Here is a 13582-nt window from a genome sequence, read left to right as displayed (position 1 = left end):
TCTTTCGCGAAACAGCCTCCGAAAGTATTATTTGATTCCCACTCATTGCACAAAATTAATGTCAGATGACGCTGTTCGAACCGTCGGCCTCTCGACGGCGGTCCTCGTCGGCGGCCTCACGGCCTCGGTCCTCGTGGTCGTGGGTCTCGCGCTGGGGCCCTTTGCCGTGGAACCGGGGATGGAATACGTGGCGGCCTACGGCGCGTGGACGCTCGCCGGCGTCGCGCTGGCCGCGGGCTTCCTGCAGACGTTCGTCACGACCGCGGTGCACCAGCACTACGGCTGGGCGCGCGCGCCCGGCATCCTGCTCCACCTCGCCTGGGCGCTCGCCCTGGGCTACGCGCTCGTCACGGTCGGCGTCCGCATCGTCCCGCTGGTGCTCTGCATCGCCAACGCCTTCGCCACGGTCGGCCTGCTCACCGCGGGCGAGGCGTTCGACACGAGCCGCACGGACACCTCCGAGATGCACGCCACCGACATCGGCACCGGCTACCGCTGAACGGCCATTCTATCCCATGCAGTCGTCCTAATTTTAGGCCGAACCTTTTTGTTTTCATTCAGTCAACCAGTTGGCATGGGAAGACCGACGTACCGGCCGACGACGGTCACGTTCGCGGCGTTCGTCGCGGCCATCGGGGGGTTCTGGACGCTCATCGACAGCGGGCTCCTGCTCGTCATCGGTGCATCGCTCGACTCGCCGGTCGTCGTCGCTGTCGGTGGGTTCATGATCGTGTTCGGGCTGCTCCGGATGCTCGTCGCCGGCGCGCTGTTCCAGATGCGGACCTGGTCGCGGCCGGTCGGAATGTTGCTGTTCGCGCTCGCCGCGACCGTCAACATCTGGGGGATCGTCACGACGGGCGCCGGCGGCAGCGTCCTCGCCTTCGTCGCCAACGGCGGCGCACTCGCGGCGCTGGCGATGAGCGGCGACGCGTTCACGCCCGACGTCGAGCGCGCCGACGTGAGCGACAAGCAGGCGACGAAGATCGGGACCGGGTCGCGGTAGTCAGTACTTCGGCTCCGCGCCGGTCGTCTCGTAGACGGCCTCCATCAGCGTGTCGCGCTTCGACTGCCACATCTCGAACTCGTCGGGGCTGCTCGGGTAGTGCTCGTAGTGGTCCATCAGGTCGTCGGCGCACTGCTTCGTGCGGTAGAACTGGAGGATGTTCCGCCAGTAGCCGAAGCTCTTGACCGCGAGCTTGGCCTTGAACAGCGTGCTCATCTCGGTGCTGCCCTCGTACAGCGCCTCCGCGAGCTTCTCGCCCGGCAGCGACGCGAGCAGGCCCATCAGGTCGTCCACGTCGACCGCGGTCGAGAGGATGTTGTACACGTCGAGCGCGGCGTAGCGCGCGCCGAAGTGGTCCATGACGCGCTCGTTGTACTCCCAGAGCATCGCCTCGCTCACGTCGCCCTGCTCGATGGCCTCGATGGCCTGCTCGCCGGCGTACTTGCCCGCGTAGGCCGCGCCCGCGATGCCGCCACCGGTGGTCGGGTTGACGTGGCCCGCGGCGTCGCCGACGGCCATGTAGCCCGGGGCGACGGCGGAGTCGTACGGTCGTCGCGTCGGGAGCGCCGCGCCGAGCTTGTCCTCGACCTCGGCACCCTGGAACTCCTCGCGGTCGCGGAGGTCCTTCTTGAGGTCGTCGACGAGCTCCATCGGCTCCTCGGTCATCTGGAAGCCGAGCCCGGCGTTGATCTCGGTGTCGGTGCGCGGGAAGTACCAGAGGTAGCCCGCGGCACGCTCGGTCGGCTTGAACACCAGCGCGTCGTCCCACTCGACGGGCTCCTCGACGTGGACGATCTCGCGGTAGGCCGAACAGAACTGCGAGTAGTTGACGTTGGTGTCGAACGTGGCGTCGGAGAAGTCGACCGTGTCCTGCAGCAGCGAGAGCGAGCCCGCGCCGTCGATGACGATGTCGGCCTCGTACTCGACGGGTTCGCCCTTCCTGTTCGCCGTGAGCCCGGTGACGACGCCGTCGTCGTCCTGTGTCACGTCCTGGATGACGGTGTCGTAGTGGAAGGTCGCGCCGGCGTCCTTCGCGCCCTGGATGATGCAGCGGCCGTACTCCCAGCGGTCGATGACGGCCAGCTCGCCCGGCACCGGAATCTCGAGCACCGTGTCCTCCTGGGGGATCTCGAAGCGCCCGTGGTCGACGCCCGTGTTCGTGAACGCCGGTTCGAGCTTCTCCTTCGGGATGGCCTCCGGGAACGCATCCGCGCCCTTGAGTGCGTCCCCGCAGGCGATGTGTCCGGCCTCCTCTGCGTCCTTGCGCTCGACGACGACGACGTCGTAGCCCTCGTGGGCGATGGTCGCCGCCGCGTAGCACCCCGACGTCCCCGCACCGGCGACGACGACGTCGAACTCGTGGCTGGTCATGCTCACCCGTCGAAGCCGCAGGGAAAAAACGTTTTACTCCCGATTGTGTCGTCTTCCCGACCCCAGAAAGTGGATAAAGAGTTTTGTCCGGAACCGCTGTAGCCGAAGCTATGACCGACTACACCGTCGAGTTCGTGGGGACCGGTGAGTCCATCACCGTCTCCGACAAGCAGACGATCCTGAAGCGATGCATCGAGGAGGGCATCGCACAGGAGTACTCCTGCCGGGTCGGGATGTGTCTCGCCTGCTCCGCCGAGATCGTCGAGGGCGACGTGGTCCAGCCCGCCGCGCGCGGGCTCACGGAGGAGGAACGCGAGGGGTTCGCGCTGACCTGCATGGCGCGTCCCGCATCGGACCTCAAGCTCGACCGCGGGAAGTACCCGCCGAGCATCGAGGACGACGCCGCGGTGAGCGCAGAGCCCGGCGCGGCCGCGGACGACGACTAGTCACGCCTCGCCGTCGTCCTCGCGCGCCCGTTCGAGCGACGCCGGTCTGTTCTCGCCGAACCAGAACGACGCGAAGTCCACGAGCGCCCGCTGGTCGACGAGTCGGGTCTCGGCCTCGCCGACCTGCCCGATTGTCACCGCCTCCGGGCACTCCCGCTCGAACGCCGTCCCGACCATCGGGAAGTCCGCGGTGTCGAGCGCCACGTCCTCGAACTCCAGCCAGACGCGCTCGCCGTCGCGGATGGCCGGCCCGCCGCTCGTCTCGCGCTCCTTCGGGAACTCGCCGCGGTACTCCGCGAGGTGACAGGACGTGGCCGTGGCGTAGTCGGTCCCCAGCATGAGCACCGACGCGTCGTCCTCGTACAGCCGTGCCAGCGGCGACTCCTCGCCGAGCGGCTCGTCGTCCGGGTGCGGGTGGACGATCTCCTCGGCGTCGGCCCCCCACCCGGCGAACGAGACGACGGGGTGATCGCTCCGGACGACGCCGGGGTACGACCGGAACGTGTTCGGGATGGCGCCGATCCTGGGACAGGGCGTCGACTCGGGCCGGAACGCCGGCATCGTCTCGCGGATTGTCGGTTCCCACTCGTCCGGCACCGGCGGGTTCTGCCACTCGCCCGGGTCGGAGTAGTCGCCCGTGAACGTCGGCAGCACCAGCGTCCCGTCCGCCGTGACCGTCTCCATCAGCGCGTCGACGACGGCGGCCGGGCCACCGCAGACCCAGCCCAGCGCCGACAGCGAGCTGTGGACGAAGACGGTGTCGCCCGCCGACACCCCGAGCTCACGCAGGTCGGTCGCGATCCGCTCGACGGTGATCGGTTCGTCGCTCATCTCATCCGGCAGCAGGTCGCTCATCTGATAGTCGTGGAGTCTCCCGGCGGCGGGTAAAAGTCTTCAGCAGCCGTGGGAACCGCTCACAGACTACCGCGCCGCGCAGTTGTTCGGCCCGAGCTCGACCTCGAATGCGGTCTCGTCGTCCATGTCGGTACGTCCGAGGTTCGTCTCGATGATGCGCTCGTACTCGTTGGGCTGTGGCGGCAGGTCCGCGAGGACGTAGTCGACGAACTCGTCGCGCGAGAGCGAGAGCGCGTCGACCCGGTCGCGCACCGTCCGGAGCGTTGCGGTGACGGTCCCGTCGTCGGCCCGCGGCGTCTCGTCGTCGCGATGGCCGGGCGCGACGACCGTCGAATCCGGAGCGGTGAGCAGCCGTTCCCGGATGGAGTCGTACAGCTCGCCCGCGAGCTCTGCCGCGCCCTCGTCTCCCTCCTCGAGGTCGGGACGGGCGACGCCGTCGACGAACAGCCCGTCGCCGGTGAACAGCACCCCCTCGGCGACGAGCGTCGTCATCTCGGTGGTGTGCCCTGGGGTCGCGACGGCCTGGATGGTCGTGTCGCCGACCGCCAGCATCTCACCGTCGGCCAGCGGCCGGACGTCGTACGCGAGGCCCCGCTCCCGGGCCCGCTCGGGCAGCACCGGCTCGGCGTCGCTCGCGGCCGCGACGGCCCGCACGCCGGAGACGTGGTCCGCGTGGACGTGCGTGTCGATGGCGTACCTGATGTTCGCGCCGCGTTCGCTCGCGTCGGCGACGTACCGATCGGCAAAGGCCCGTAGCGGGTCGACGACCACCGCTTCCTCGCCGTCGACGATCATGTAGGAGAGACAGCCGCTCGACGGCCGGTCGTACTGGACGACGGTGCCCGTGGCCCCCTCGACCTCGCGGGCGACGAGCAACTGGGCCCAGGCGTCCATCCCGCCGGCGAGGTTCCGAGCGTCGTAGCCGGCGTCGACGAGGAGTCCGGCCGCGTGCGCGCTCGCCTCGCCGTGGCCACAGACCGCGACGATGGGCTCGACGGGGCTCTCGCCCACGAGCGAGTCGACGTCGCCGGTGACCTGCGCCTGGACGAACTTCACGTGGGGTACCTGCATCGCGGTGACGCCGGGGCCGTCGACGTGCCACGCCTCGAACTCGTCGCGGTCGCGGACGTCGAGCAGCGTGAACGGCTCGCCGGACCGGAGCAGCTCGTCGAGCGCGCCGGGAGCCAGCGACGGGGGCGCACCGTCGGTTTCGGATGGGGCACTCATAGGTCCGCGTACGCCCGGTGGGAGGAAAAAACCGTGCGTAGACACGTTGGAACACCGAAACGAGTGGTGTGGGACAACGTTGAAGCCGGCACCGGCCGACACGTCAGCCATGGACGCGACCGCCTTCCGTGAGTCAGTCGAGACCGCGAAAGCGACCGAGCTCGACCGGCTCGGCTCCTCGAAGCTGCTCGTCGCGCTGACCGACGCGGACCTCTCCGAGGACGCGGTGCTCCGCGCGGCCGCCTTCAGCGAGTACCTCGCCCGCGAAACGTTCGAATCGTGGGCCGCCGACGAGCCCGACGACGCGGCCAGCGAGGTGTTCGCCGACGTGGCCGCACAGGAGGCCGCGCACTACGAACGCGTCGTCGACGCCCTCGGCGAGCCGGTCGAACCAGCGGGCGTCGGCCCGATGCACGCCTACCTCCGCGACCGCGACGACACCGTCGAGCGCGCCGCCGCCGGGCTCGTCGGCCGAGGGCTCGTCAGCCTGCGCACCCACCTCCAGATTGTCAGCTTCTTCGTGAACGAGGCCGACGACCGGTCGGCCGACCTGTTCCGCGACCTCCGCAGCGAGACGGAGGACTCCCTGTCGGCCGGGCTCGACGTCCTGGACGCGGTCTGCAAGGACGACGACGACTGGGAGCGCGCCCAGGCCGTCGCCGAGTACGTCGTCCAGCTCGCCTACGACGACTACGCGGACTCGCTGACCGAGATGGGTGTCGACCCGAAACCCATCTGCTGAACCAGCTCGCGGAGGCCGGAACCTTGATTGCCGACGGTGTCGAGTCACGAGGCATGACTTCGAGACGCGTCGCGACGGTTCTCGCGGTGGCTCTTCTGCTGACCGGCGCCGGCTGCATCGGCTTCATCACCGGCGAGGAGGCCCTGACCTACAGCGCCGAACGGGCGACGGTCGCCGACAGCGCGCTCGGCGACGGTGCGACCGGGTACACGGAGACGACCGTCGAACAACGGACCCTGGAACCCGACGGCGAGGAGCTGGGAATCGGGAACCGCTCCATCGTCGTCGAGAACTGGATCGCCCAGTACGAGAAGCAGGACGACTTCATCGACGAGACCGTCGGCGTGTTCGCGGTCGTCTCGACTCACGAGGTCGACGTCATCGGCCAGCCCGCCAACCCCGTCGCCAACATGAGCGAGGACGAGATACTCGACCAGATCACCGGGCAGTACGAGACCCCCTACGGGACGCTCTCGAACGCCGAGCGCACCGACACCCTGCAGGCGACGATGCTCGGCCAGGGGACCGACGTGGCCGTGTTCACCACGACGACGCAGTTCTCCGGCCGCGAGGTCGAGGTCAACATCTACGTCACGATGGTCAAACACGGCGACGACTACGTCATCGCCATCGGTGGCCACCCGACCCAGCTGCCCGACGAGCGCGACAACATCGTCGACCTCATCGAGAACGTCGAGCACGACGACGAGGAGTGAGCAGCGGCGGTCCGCGGAGGAATTCTTACAGCAAGAGCGATACCCGGCCACTGGCTACGTCGCTACCCGAACAAATATCGAGAACGTCCGCACGAGCGCAGCGAGTGCGGTTCACCGGGCGCGAACGCAGTGAGCGCCCGGCCTTTTTCATCCATGTTTTTGCCGCGAGGGTTCGAGCGCAGCGAGAACCCGAGCGGGAAAAAGATGGTCTAGTAGAACTCCCGAACCAGGTCCATCGTCCCGTCGGCGGCGCCGTCGGGGATGTCGGCCATGTTCTCGGTGACGCCGTGGGTCTGGTGGTACGGGACGCTCTCCTCGTCCTGCCAGATGACGCCCATGTACTCCTTGTCGCCCTCGAGGATCTTCTCCTTCGCGGCCTCGTAGTCGCTGGGGTCGTGGTCCTCCTCCTTGAGGTCGACCAGCGAGTCGCGGAAGTAGTCGTACGTGTCGACGTCGTTGAACGTCACGCAGGGCGAGAACACGTTGACGAAGCCGAAGCCGTCGTGCTCGATGGCCTGCTCGATGATCTCGGCGTGGCGGAGCGCGTCGCTGGAGAACGACTGCGCGATGAACGTCGCGCCGGAGGCGAGTGCGAGGGCGAGCGGGTTGACCGGGGGCTGCTGGGGGCCCTCGGGCGTGGTGCTCGTCTCGAAGTCCTCGCGGCTGGTCGGCGAGGCCTGGCCCTTGGTGAGGCCGTAGATGCGGTTGTCCATCACGACGTACGTGATGTCGATGTTCCGCCGGACGGCGTGGACGAAGTGGCCCGCGCCGATGGAGTAGCCGTCGCCGTCGCCGCCCGCGACCATCACTTCGAGGTCGGGGTTGGCGAGCTTGACGCCCGTGCCGACGGGGAGTGCGCGCCCGTGGACGCCGTGGAGCGCGTAGCTGTGCATGTAGGTGCCGATCTTGCCGGAACAGCCGATGCCGGCGACGACGAACGTGTTGTCGGGGTCGTTGCCCGTGTTCGCCAGCGCCTTCATCATGCCGTTCATGGTGCCGAAGTCACCACAGCCCGGACACCAGGTCGGCTGCTTGTCGGACTTGAAGTCGGTGAATCTAACGTCGGAGCTCATTGTGCGTTCGCCTCCATTGCGAGGGTCTCCTCGATGTCGTCAGCCAGCTCGTCCGCCTTGAAGCGGACACCGTTGTACTTGTTGATGCGGTCGACGCGCTGGAGCACGTCGTGCTCGATGAGGTTCGCGAACTGCCCGGTCGCGTTACACTCGACGACGATGACCTCCTCGGCGGCCGCGATCTCCTCGCTCAGGTCGGGGCGGGGGAAGATGTAGGGCACCGAGATGAAGCGCACGTCGACGTCGCGCTCCTCGAGGTAGTCGATGGCCTCGACCATCGCGCCCTCGTTCGAGCCCCAGGAGATGATGAGGTTGTCGGAGTCGGGGTCGCCGAACTCGCGGTAGTCCCAGTCCTCCTGCTCGCGGGCGGTCTCGACCTTGCGGTTCCGCTTGTCGACCTGCTCGATGCGGACGTTCGTGTCCTCGGTCCGCCGGCCGAGCTCGTCGTGCTCGAGGCCGGTGGACATGTGGGCACCGTCGGTGGTGCCGGGGAACGCGCGTGGCGAGACGCCGTCGTCGGTGTTGGCGTGGGCGCGGAAGCGGCCCTCCTCGTCGAGCCACTCGCCGACGGTGTCGTCGTCGACGACCTTGCCGCGTTCGACCTCGACCTTGTCCATGTCGAAGGTCTCGGGCGCGAACGTCTGCTCGGTGACCGCGAGCGCGAGGTCGGCGACGAGGTACACCGGCGTCTGGTACTTCTCGGCGTAGTTGAACGCCTCGACGGTCTTCCAGAAGCACTCGTCGATGCTCGTCGGCGCGACGACGAAGCGCGGAATCTCGCCGTGGCCGCCGTAGAGGGTCATGTTGAGGTCGCCCTGCTCCTGCTTCGTCGGCATCCCGGTCGAGGGACCGGAGCGCATCACGTCGACGATGACCAGCGGCGTCTCGCTGGTCGCGACGAGGCCGAACGTCTCGGTCATCAGGTCGATGCCCGGCCCGGAGGTCGCGGTCATCGAGCGCGCGCCGGCCCGGGCGGCACCGAGGGCCATGTTGATGGCCGACAGCTCGTCCTCGGCCTGGACGACGTGGCCGCCGAACTCGTCGATGCGGCCGGTGAGGTACTCCATCACGTCCGTCGCGGGCGTGATGGGGTAGCCGGCGTAGAAGCGGCAGCCTGCGGCGATGGCGCCCATGCCGATGGCCTCGTCGCCGTTGAGCAGGACGTAGTCGTTGTCCGTCTCGTCGAGGTCGTAGTCGACGTCGAGGTCGTAGTTCTCGGCGACGTACTCCTGGCCGAGCCGTGCGGCCTCCTTGTTGTTCTCGACGATCTTCTCGCCCTTGGAGCCGAAGCGCTTCTCGAGGGCCTCGTCGAGGTTCTCGATGGAGAAGTTGGTAATCTCGCAGGCGGCCCCGAGCGCGACGATGTTGCGCATGATGGCGCCCCCGGCCTCCTCGGCCAGCGACTTCAGGGGGACGTCGACCCCGGTGATGTGGTCGGGGTACTCGGCCTCCCAGGAGCGCTCGCCGTCGTAGATGACGGCCGAGCCCTCGTGGAGCTCGTCGAGGTTCTCGTCGATGGTTCGCTGTGTCAGTGCGACCAGGATGTCCAGTCGGTCGACGACGCTCTGGACCGTCTCGGTCGACGTGCGGATCTTGTAGGCGGTGTAACCGCCACGGATACGCGACGCGAAGTCCTTCGAGGTGAATACGTGCCGTCCAGCCCGTGAGAGGGCCTGGGCGAATATCTTACCGGTGGAGTCGATACCGTCTCCGGCCTCGCCACCGATAGCCCAGTTCAAGTCCTCGGCCATGTTGTGCTGTGGCTACCGAGCGTGGGAGCAAAAGGCTTCTGAAACACCCGACGACGGGCCGAGGACGGTTTTGCCGCGAGCCGGGAGAGGAACGCATTTACGGGTGCCACGGGTACCGCCGACCATGGACGAGAGGGTGGTTACGGTCGCAGCAGTCGAGACGGTCGGACCCGACACCGTCGCGATAGACGTAGAGACACCCGATGGGTTCGAGGCGCTCCCGGGGCAGTTCGTGCTCGTGCGGGCCACGGTCGACGGGGAGGAGCTCTCGCGGTACTACACGCTCTCCTCGCCCGACGTGGACGGCACCTTCGAGCTGACCGTGGGCGTGGACCCGGACGGCGACATCTCCCCGTGGCTGGCCGACCTCGACGCCGGCGCAGAGCTCGCCATCGAGGGACCGTTCGGGAACGTCAAGTACGACGACGAGGGCGACGTGGTCGTCGTCGCGGGCGGCCCGGGCATCGGCCCCGCCGTCGCAATCGCCGAGCGCGCGGTCGACCACGGCCACGACGCGACCGTGCTCTACCAGGACGACGGTCCGGCACACACCGACCGCCTCGACGAACTGGCGGGCGCGGGCGCGTCGGTCCACGTCTTCGACGACGACGCGGACGACGAGCTCGGCGACGCCATCGGCGAGCACGGCGACGACGGCACGGTGTTCGTGTTCGGCTTCGCCGACTTCTGCGAGCTCGCGACCGACGCGCTCGCGGCGGCCGGCCTCGACGCAGACGAGGCCAAGGTCGAGAGCTTCGGTTAGACGGACTCGTCGTAGCAGACGAACTCCACGCGGTTCTCCTCGGGGTCGGAGAAGTAGAGCGACCGCCACGACACCCACTCGTGCGTGGCGAAGTCGAGGTCGACGCCGAGTGATTCGAGCCGCTCGCGTTCGGCCTCGAAGTCGGCGCGGTCGACGGTGAACGCGAAGTGGTCGACCGTCGTCCGTGCGGGTGCTGGCGGTACGTACTCATCGCCGCCGGAGCGGTCGAACAGTGCGAGGATCTGTGTGTGGCCGCCGTGGCCCTCGCGCAGCTCGAAGAACGTGCTCTCGTCGAACCGTTCGAGGACGGAGAGCCCGACCACGTCCCGGTAGAATTCGGTCATCTCGTCGAGGTCGTTCACCCGGAGTGCGAGTTCGCCGAGCTCCTTCACGGCAGTCCCGTCGGTCGTCATGCCACGGTGTACGTCGGCGGTCGACAGCTCCGTTTCGGTCCGGTTCCGTCGGCTCGCGGACGACCGGATTTCGACGCCTATTAGTCCACTCTCCGACTCCCTATCCAGTCCATGCCGCCCGAGCAAGTCAACGTCGAGGAGGTCGACCGCCGGCTCGACCGCCTCCAGGAGCGCTACGTGGAGTTCCCGGTCGTGGAGAAACGGGAGTCGCTCAGCCAGGCACAGTACGAACGGTGGACCGCCGACGTCGACGCCTACGACTACATCGGCGGCGCGTACTGCTGGATCCGCCGCGGCGAGGAGGAGGCCCCTGCCCTCTCGGAGTCGATGCCGGAGGAGGCGGCCGACGACGGGGACCGCGTGCTGCTCATCATGGGCCGCGGCGCGAGCCAGTGGGGCGTCCCCGGTGGCGGCATCGAGGACGGCGAGACCCCGGAGGAGGCCGCCGAGCGCGAGGTCCGCGAGGAGGTCGACATCGACTGTTCGGTCTCGGACGTCCTGTTCGCCGAGCGCGTCATCGGGACCCACGAGGCGACCGGGAGCGAGGTCCACCTCTGCTACACGTTCTTCGAGGCGGCGTACGTCGACGGGGAGATCGCCATCCAGAGCAGCGAGCTCAACGGCGCGTGCTGGTTCCGCGAGCTGCCGGACGACCTCCACCCGGCCATCGAGGACCGCGCACAGGACTGGCCATGAGCGACGCGGACGACAGCGACTCCATCGGTGACCGCATGCGTGCAGACGTCGCCGCCGAACTCGACCGACTTCGCGAGCGCTTCGGCGAGTTCCCCGTCCACGAGGAGACGGTCGAGAACGAGCCCGGCTACTTCGAGTCAGGCGTCGAGCTGGCCCAGGAGGGCTGGCGGGGCGACGCCGGCGCGTTCGTCGTCGACGGTCGGAACCACGCGCTGTTCATCCGCCACGAGGGCGCACCGGACACGTGGGGGCTCCCCGGCGGCGGCCACGAGCCCGGCGAGACGCACGTCGAGACGGCACTGCGTGAGGTGCGCGAGGAGACCGGCATCGAGGCCGCGGCCGTCGACGTGTTTCAGGCCATCCGCAAGCGCATCGTCCACGCGGAGCGGCCGGACCGGACGCTGACGATGCTGACGGTCCACGTCGACGCGCGGCCCGTCGGTGACACCGGCGTCGCGGTCGGCGACGACGAGGTGCTCGAGGCCCGCTGGTTCGCGCCGGAGAACGTGCCGGAGCCGGTGTACGAACCGTTCACGGACCGGGTCGACCGGTGGGCCGACGGGTAGCCCCGGGCCGGACTCAGTGCTGGACGAACTCCACCAGCACGCCGCCGGTGTCTTTGGGATGGAGGAACGCGACCTGATGGCCCCACGCGCCCGGCCGTGGCTCCTCGTCGACGAGCCGCACGTCGTACTCGCGGACTCGTTCGAGTGCGGCGTCGATGTCCTCGGTGGCGAGCCCGACGTGGTGGATGCCCGGGCCGCGGTTCGCGAGGAACCGTGCGATGGCACCGCCCTCCTCGATCGGTTCGAGGAGCTCGAAGTAGCCGTTCCCCACGTCGAGGAAGACGACGTGCATCCCGTCGAACTCCTCCTCGTGGGCGACCTCGAGTCCGAACAGGTCGCCGTACAGCTCCGCCATCCCCATCGCGTCGTCGGTCGCGACGCCAGCGTGATCGAACTGCATACCCGGACCGACACGTCGCACCGACATGAAGGTACAGACTCCGGCCACGGCGTGCCCCTCTCACGGACTGGGAACGGTAGTGTCCATTTATCCCCATACAGAACAATACTCCTGCTATGGAACGCAACGTCGGCTCCACGGACCGTCTCGTCCGCCTCGGCCTCGGCGCAGTACTGCTCGTCGTCGCCATCGTCGTCGGGCTGGGCGTCGTCGGCGTCGGCAGCGGAACCGTCGCCACCGTCGGCGCGCCGCTCGTGCTGGGGGTCGTCGGGCTCGTCCTGCTCGTCACCGGCTACACGCGGACCTGCCCGGCGTACAGCCTGCTCGGCATCCGAACCCTGCGCCGCGGGAACTGACCCGCCGTCCGCCTCGTTTTTCGTACCGGCACACGAAGCCCCGACACACACCACCCACCATGAACCCATCCCAGCTCCGTGACGACATGCCAGTCCTCGACGAGACCATCTACCTGAACACCGGCGCGAGCGGCCCGAGTCCCCGTCGCGTCGTCGACGCGGCCGAGTCGTGGTACGAGTACCACGAGTTCGAGTCGGGTGCGGGGCCGGGGATGTACGAGCCCGCCTTCGACCTGTTCGACGACGCACGCGCGACCGTGGCCGCACACATCGGCACCGACTCCGACAACGTCGCGCTCACCGGGAGCACGACCGACGGCATCAGTCGGCTCCCGCTCGCGATGGACTGGGGTTCGGACGACGTGGTCGTGCGGACCGACGTCGAGCACGCCGCCGGCATCCTCCCCTGGCGACGCCTCCGCGACGAGTACGGCGTCGAGGTGCGCGTCGTCGAGACCGACCGTGGCTGGATCGACCCCGACGACTGGGAGGACGCGGTGCAGGGTGCGACGGTCGCGACGTTCAGCTCGGTCTGCTGGACCTCCGGGGTCCGCGCACCGGTCCGTGAACTCACCGAGCGCGCGCACGACGCCGGCGCCCGCGTCGTCGTCGACGCCGTCCAGTCGCCCGGCCAGCACCCCATCGACGTCGAGGAGTGGGGCGCCGACGCGGTCGCCGCCTCCGGCCACAAGTGGCTGCTCGGGCCGTGGGGCGCGGGCTTCCTCTACGTCGAGCCCGGGTTCGCCGAGACGCTCGCACCGGCACAGCTCGGCTACCGGAACACCGTCGACCCGTACGCCGACCCCTACGAGTACGAGGCGGGCGCACGACGCTTCGAGTTCGGCACCGTCGCGCCCGCCCCGTACGCCGGGCTCCAGACGGCCATCGAGACCATCGAGGAGCTCGGCCTCGCCACCGTCCAGTCCCACGTCGAACGCCTGACCGACCGGCTGAAGGAGGGCCTCGGCGAGGACCGCCTCGTCACGCCCCGGGAGTACCACACCGGGCTGGTCTCGTTCACCGACGACGACCCCGAGGCGACGGTCGAACGGGTGGCCGACCGGGGCATCAAGGTGCGGTCCATCCCGACCACCGGCGTCGTCCGCGCCTCCGTCCACGTGTTCAACACCGCCGACGACGTGGACGCGCTGCTGGCAGCTCTCGGTGAGTGAAACCGACGTTTGACCGAGTTAGGGCCCGGTGA

Annotated in this window: 17 protein-coding genes; 10 read left to right on the top strand and 7 right to left on the bottom strand. The window is 68.6% G+C overall.

Annotated elements, in window-relative coordinates; all coding sequences use genetic code 11:
- The first annotated feature begins 58 nt into the window (after window positions 1-58).
- Entirely contained in the window at window positions 59-499 is a 441-nt protein-coding gene (locus tag ACSG06_RS13970; protein WP_440990895.1) for a hypothetical protein, read from the top strand.
- 75 nt (window positions 500-574) lie between these two features.
- Window positions 575-1003, top strand: coding sequence for a hypothetical protein (locus tag ACSG06_RS13965; protein WP_440990894.1), 429 nt, complete (start codon window positions 575-577; stop codon window positions 1001-1003).
- Here the strand turns inward: ACSG06_RS13965 and ACSG06_RS13960 are convergent, their stop codons facing one another.
- On the bottom strand, window positions 1004-2374 hold the full coding sequence (locus tag ACSG06_RS13960) for a geranylgeranyl reductase family protein (protein WP_440990893.1): 1371 nt from the start codon (window positions 2372-2374) through the stop codon (window positions 1004-1006). It abuts the gene before it with no gap.
- A 110-nt stretch (window positions 2375-2484) separates the two neighbouring features.
- Between ACSG06_RS13960 and ACSG06_RS13955 the strand changes: the two genes are divergently transcribed.
- On the top strand, window positions 2485-2820 hold the full coding sequence (locus ACSG06_RS13955) for a 2Fe-2S iron-sulfur cluster-binding protein (protein ID WP_440990892.1): 336 nt from the start codon (window positions 2485-2487) through the stop codon (window positions 2818-2820).
- Here ACSG06_RS13955 and ACSG06_RS13950 read toward each other — a convergent pair whose 3' ends face one another.
- Window positions 2821-3675: an AAC(3) family N-acetyltransferase gene (locus ACSG06_RS13950; protein WP_440990891.1), complete on the bottom strand. Its 855-nt coding sequence runs from the start codon at window positions 3673-3675 to the stop codon at window positions 2821-2823.
- A gap of 66 nt (window positions 3676-3741) precedes the next feature.
- Window positions 3742-4902, bottom strand: coding sequence for an MBL fold metallo-hydrolase (locus ACSG06_RS13945; RefSeq protein WP_440990890.1), 1161 nt, complete (start codon window positions 4900-4902; stop codon window positions 3742-3744).
- Between the two features lie 109 nt (window positions 4903-5011).
- Between ACSG06_RS13945 and ACSG06_RS13940 the strand changes: the two genes are divergently transcribed.
- Complete coding sequence (locus ACSG06_RS13940) at window positions 5012-5644, top strand: rubrerythrin family protein (protein ID WP_440990889.1); 633 nt, start codon at window positions 5012-5014, stop codon at window positions 5642-5644.
- A 53-nt stretch (window positions 5645-5697) separates the two neighbouring features.
- Window positions 5698-6360: a DUF6517 family protein gene (locus ACSG06_RS13935; protein WP_440990888.1), complete on the top strand. Its 663-nt coding sequence runs from the start codon at window positions 5698-5700 to the stop codon at window positions 6358-6360.
- Window positions 6361-6569: 209 nt separating this feature from the next.
- Here the strand turns inward: ACSG06_RS13935 and ACSG06_RS13930 are convergent, their stop codons facing one another.
- Window positions 6570-7433, bottom strand: coding sequence for a 2-oxoacid:ferredoxin oxidoreductase subunit beta (locus ACSG06_RS13930; protein WP_440990887.1), 864 nt, complete (start codon window positions 7431-7433; stop codon window positions 6570-6572).
- Window positions 7430-9184 carry a 2-oxoacid:acceptor oxidoreductase subunit alpha gene (locus ACSG06_RS13925; RefSeq protein WP_440990886.1) on the bottom strand — a complete coding sequence of 585 codons (1755 nt, stop codon included), beginning with the start codon at window positions 9182-9184 and terminating at the stop codon, window positions 7430-7432. The genes ACSG06_RS13930 and ACSG06_RS13925 overlap by 4 nt, the downstream gene beginning before the upstream one ends.
- Before the next feature lie 124 nt (window positions 9185-9308).
- On the opposite strand from ACSG06_RS13925, the gene ACSG06_RS13920 reads away from it, so the two are divergent.
- Complete coding sequence (locus ACSG06_RS13920; protein WP_440990885.1) at window positions 9309-9947, top strand: FAD-dependent oxidoreductase; 639 nt, start codon at window positions 9309-9311, stop codon at window positions 9945-9947.
- Here the strand turns inward: ACSG06_RS13920 and ACSG06_RS13915 are convergent.
- Window positions 9944-10360, bottom strand: a complete 417-nt coding sequence (locus ACSG06_RS13915; RefSeq protein WP_440990884.1) for a VOC family protein — start codon at window positions 10358-10360, stop codon at window positions 9944-9946. The genes ACSG06_RS13920 and ACSG06_RS13915 overlap by 4 nt on opposite strands.
- Window positions 10361-10471: 111 nt before the next feature.
- Here ACSG06_RS13915 and ACSG06_RS13910 point away from each other — a divergent pair, with 111 nt between their 5' ends.
- Entirely contained in the window at window positions 10472-11056 is a 585-nt protein-coding gene (locus ACSG06_RS13910) for an NUDIX domain-containing protein (protein ID WP_440990883.1), read from the top strand.
- The gene (locus ACSG06_RS13905; protein ID WP_440990882.1) at window positions 11053-11622 is read left to right on the top strand and encodes an NUDIX hydrolase; all 570 of its coding nucleotides are present in this window, start codon (window positions 11053-11055) and stop codon (window positions 11620-11622) included. Before ACSG06_RS13910 ends, ACSG06_RS13905 begins: the two co-directional genes overlap by 4 nt.
- A 13-nt stretch (window positions 11623-11635) precedes the next feature.
- Here the strand turns inward: ACSG06_RS13905 and mce are convergent, their stop codons facing one another.
- Window positions 11636-12022 (bottom strand): methylmalonyl-CoA epimerase, encoded by a 387-nt coding sequence (gene mce, locus ACSG06_RS13900; protein WP_440990881.1) that lies wholly within the window; start codon window positions 12020-12022, stop codon window positions 11636-11638.
- A gap of 116 nt (window positions 12023-12138) precedes the next feature.
- Here mce and ACSG06_RS13895 point away from each other — a divergent pair, with 116 nt between their 5' ends.
- Window positions 12139-12378, top strand: coding sequence for a YgaP family membrane protein (locus ACSG06_RS13895; RefSeq protein ID WP_440990880.1), 240 nt, complete (start codon window positions 12139-12141; stop codon window positions 12376-12378).
- A gap of 86 nt (window positions 12379-12464) precedes the next feature.
- Complete coding sequence (locus tag ACSG06_RS13890) at window positions 12465-13550, top strand: aminotransferase class V-fold PLP-dependent enzyme (RefSeq protein WP_440990879.1); 1086 nt, start codon at window positions 12465-12467, stop codon at window positions 13548-13550.
- Window positions 13551-13582 lie beyond the last annotated feature (32 nt).

The sequence above is a fragment of the Haloarchaeobius baliensis genome (genome assembly GCF_052060055.1).
GTDB classification, from domain to species: domain Archaea; phylum Halobacteriota; class Halobacteria; order Halobacteriales; family Natrialbaceae; genus Haloarchaeobius; species Haloarchaeobius baliensis.
This window is presented reverse-complemented; position numbering and strand designations above follow the sequence as displayed.

Excerpts from the sequence above, each read along its gene's own strand:
- ACSG06_RS13940 (WP_440990889.1), top strand. The coding sequence starts at position 5,012 with ATGGACGCGACCGCCTTCCGTGAGTCAGTCGAGACCGCGAAAGCGACC.
- ACSG06_RS13890 (WP_440990879.1), top strand. The coding sequence starts at position 12,465 with ATGCCAGTCCTCGACGAGACCATCTACCTGAACACCGGCGCGAGCGGC.
- ACSG06_RS13895 (WP_440990880.1), top strand. The coding sequence starts at position 12,139 with ATGGAACGCAACGTCGGCTCCACGGACCGTCTCGTCCGCCTCGGCCTC.
- ACSG06_RS13950 (WP_440990891.1), bottom strand. The coding sequence starts at position 3,675 with ATGAGCGACCTGCTGCCGGATGAGATGAGCGACGAACCGATCACCGTC.
- ACSG06_RS13970 (WP_440990895.1), top strand. The coding sequence starts at position 59 with ATGTCAGATGACGCTGTTCGAACCGTCGGCCTCTCGACGGCGGTCCTC.
- mce (WP_440990881.1), bottom strand. The coding sequence starts at position 12,022 with ATGCAGTTCGATCACGCTGGCGTCGCGACCGACGACGCGATGGGGATG.
- ACSG06_RS13935 (WP_440990888.1), top strand. The coding sequence starts at position 5,698 with ATGACTTCGAGACGCGTCGCGACGGTTCTCGCGGTGGCTCTTCTGCTG.
- ACSG06_RS13945 (WP_440990890.1), bottom strand. The coding sequence starts at position 4,902 with ATGAGTGCCCCATCCGAAACCGACGGTGCGCCCCCGTCGCTGGCTCCC.
- ACSG06_RS13960 (WP_440990893.1), bottom strand. The coding sequence starts at position 2,374 with ATGACCAGCCACGAGTTCGACGTCGTCGTCGCCGGTGCGGGGACGTCG.
- ACSG06_RS13910 (WP_440990883.1), top strand. The coding sequence starts at position 10,472 with ATGCCGCCCGAGCAAGTCAACGTCGAGGAGGTCGACCGCCGGCTCGAC.
- ACSG06_RS13915 (WP_440990884.1), bottom strand. The coding sequence starts at position 10,360 with ATGACGACCGACGGGACTGCCGTGAAGGAGCTCGGCGAACTCGCACTC.
- ACSG06_RS13920 (WP_440990885.1), top strand. The coding sequence starts at position 9,309 with ATGGACGAGAGGGTGGTTACGGTCGCAGCAGTCGAGACGGTCGGACCC.
- ACSG06_RS13925 (WP_440990886.1), bottom strand. The coding sequence starts at position 9,184 with ATGGCCGAGGACTTGAACTGGGCTATCGGTGGCGAGGCCGGAGACGGT.
- ACSG06_RS13955 (WP_440990892.1), top strand. The coding sequence starts at position 2,485 with ATGACCGACTACACCGTCGAGTTCGTGGGGACCGGTGAGTCCATCACC.
- ACSG06_RS13965 (WP_440990894.1), top strand. The coding sequence starts at position 575 with ATGGGAAGACCGACGTACCGGCCGACGACGGTCACGTTCGCGGCGTTC.
- ACSG06_RS13930 (WP_440990887.1), bottom strand. The coding sequence starts at position 7,433 with ATGAGCTCCGACGTTAGATTCACCGACTTCAAGTCCGACAAGCAGCCG.
- ACSG06_RS13905 (WP_440990882.1), top strand. The coding sequence starts at position 11,053 with ATGAGCGACGCGGACGACAGCGACTCCATCGGTGACCGCATGCGTGCA.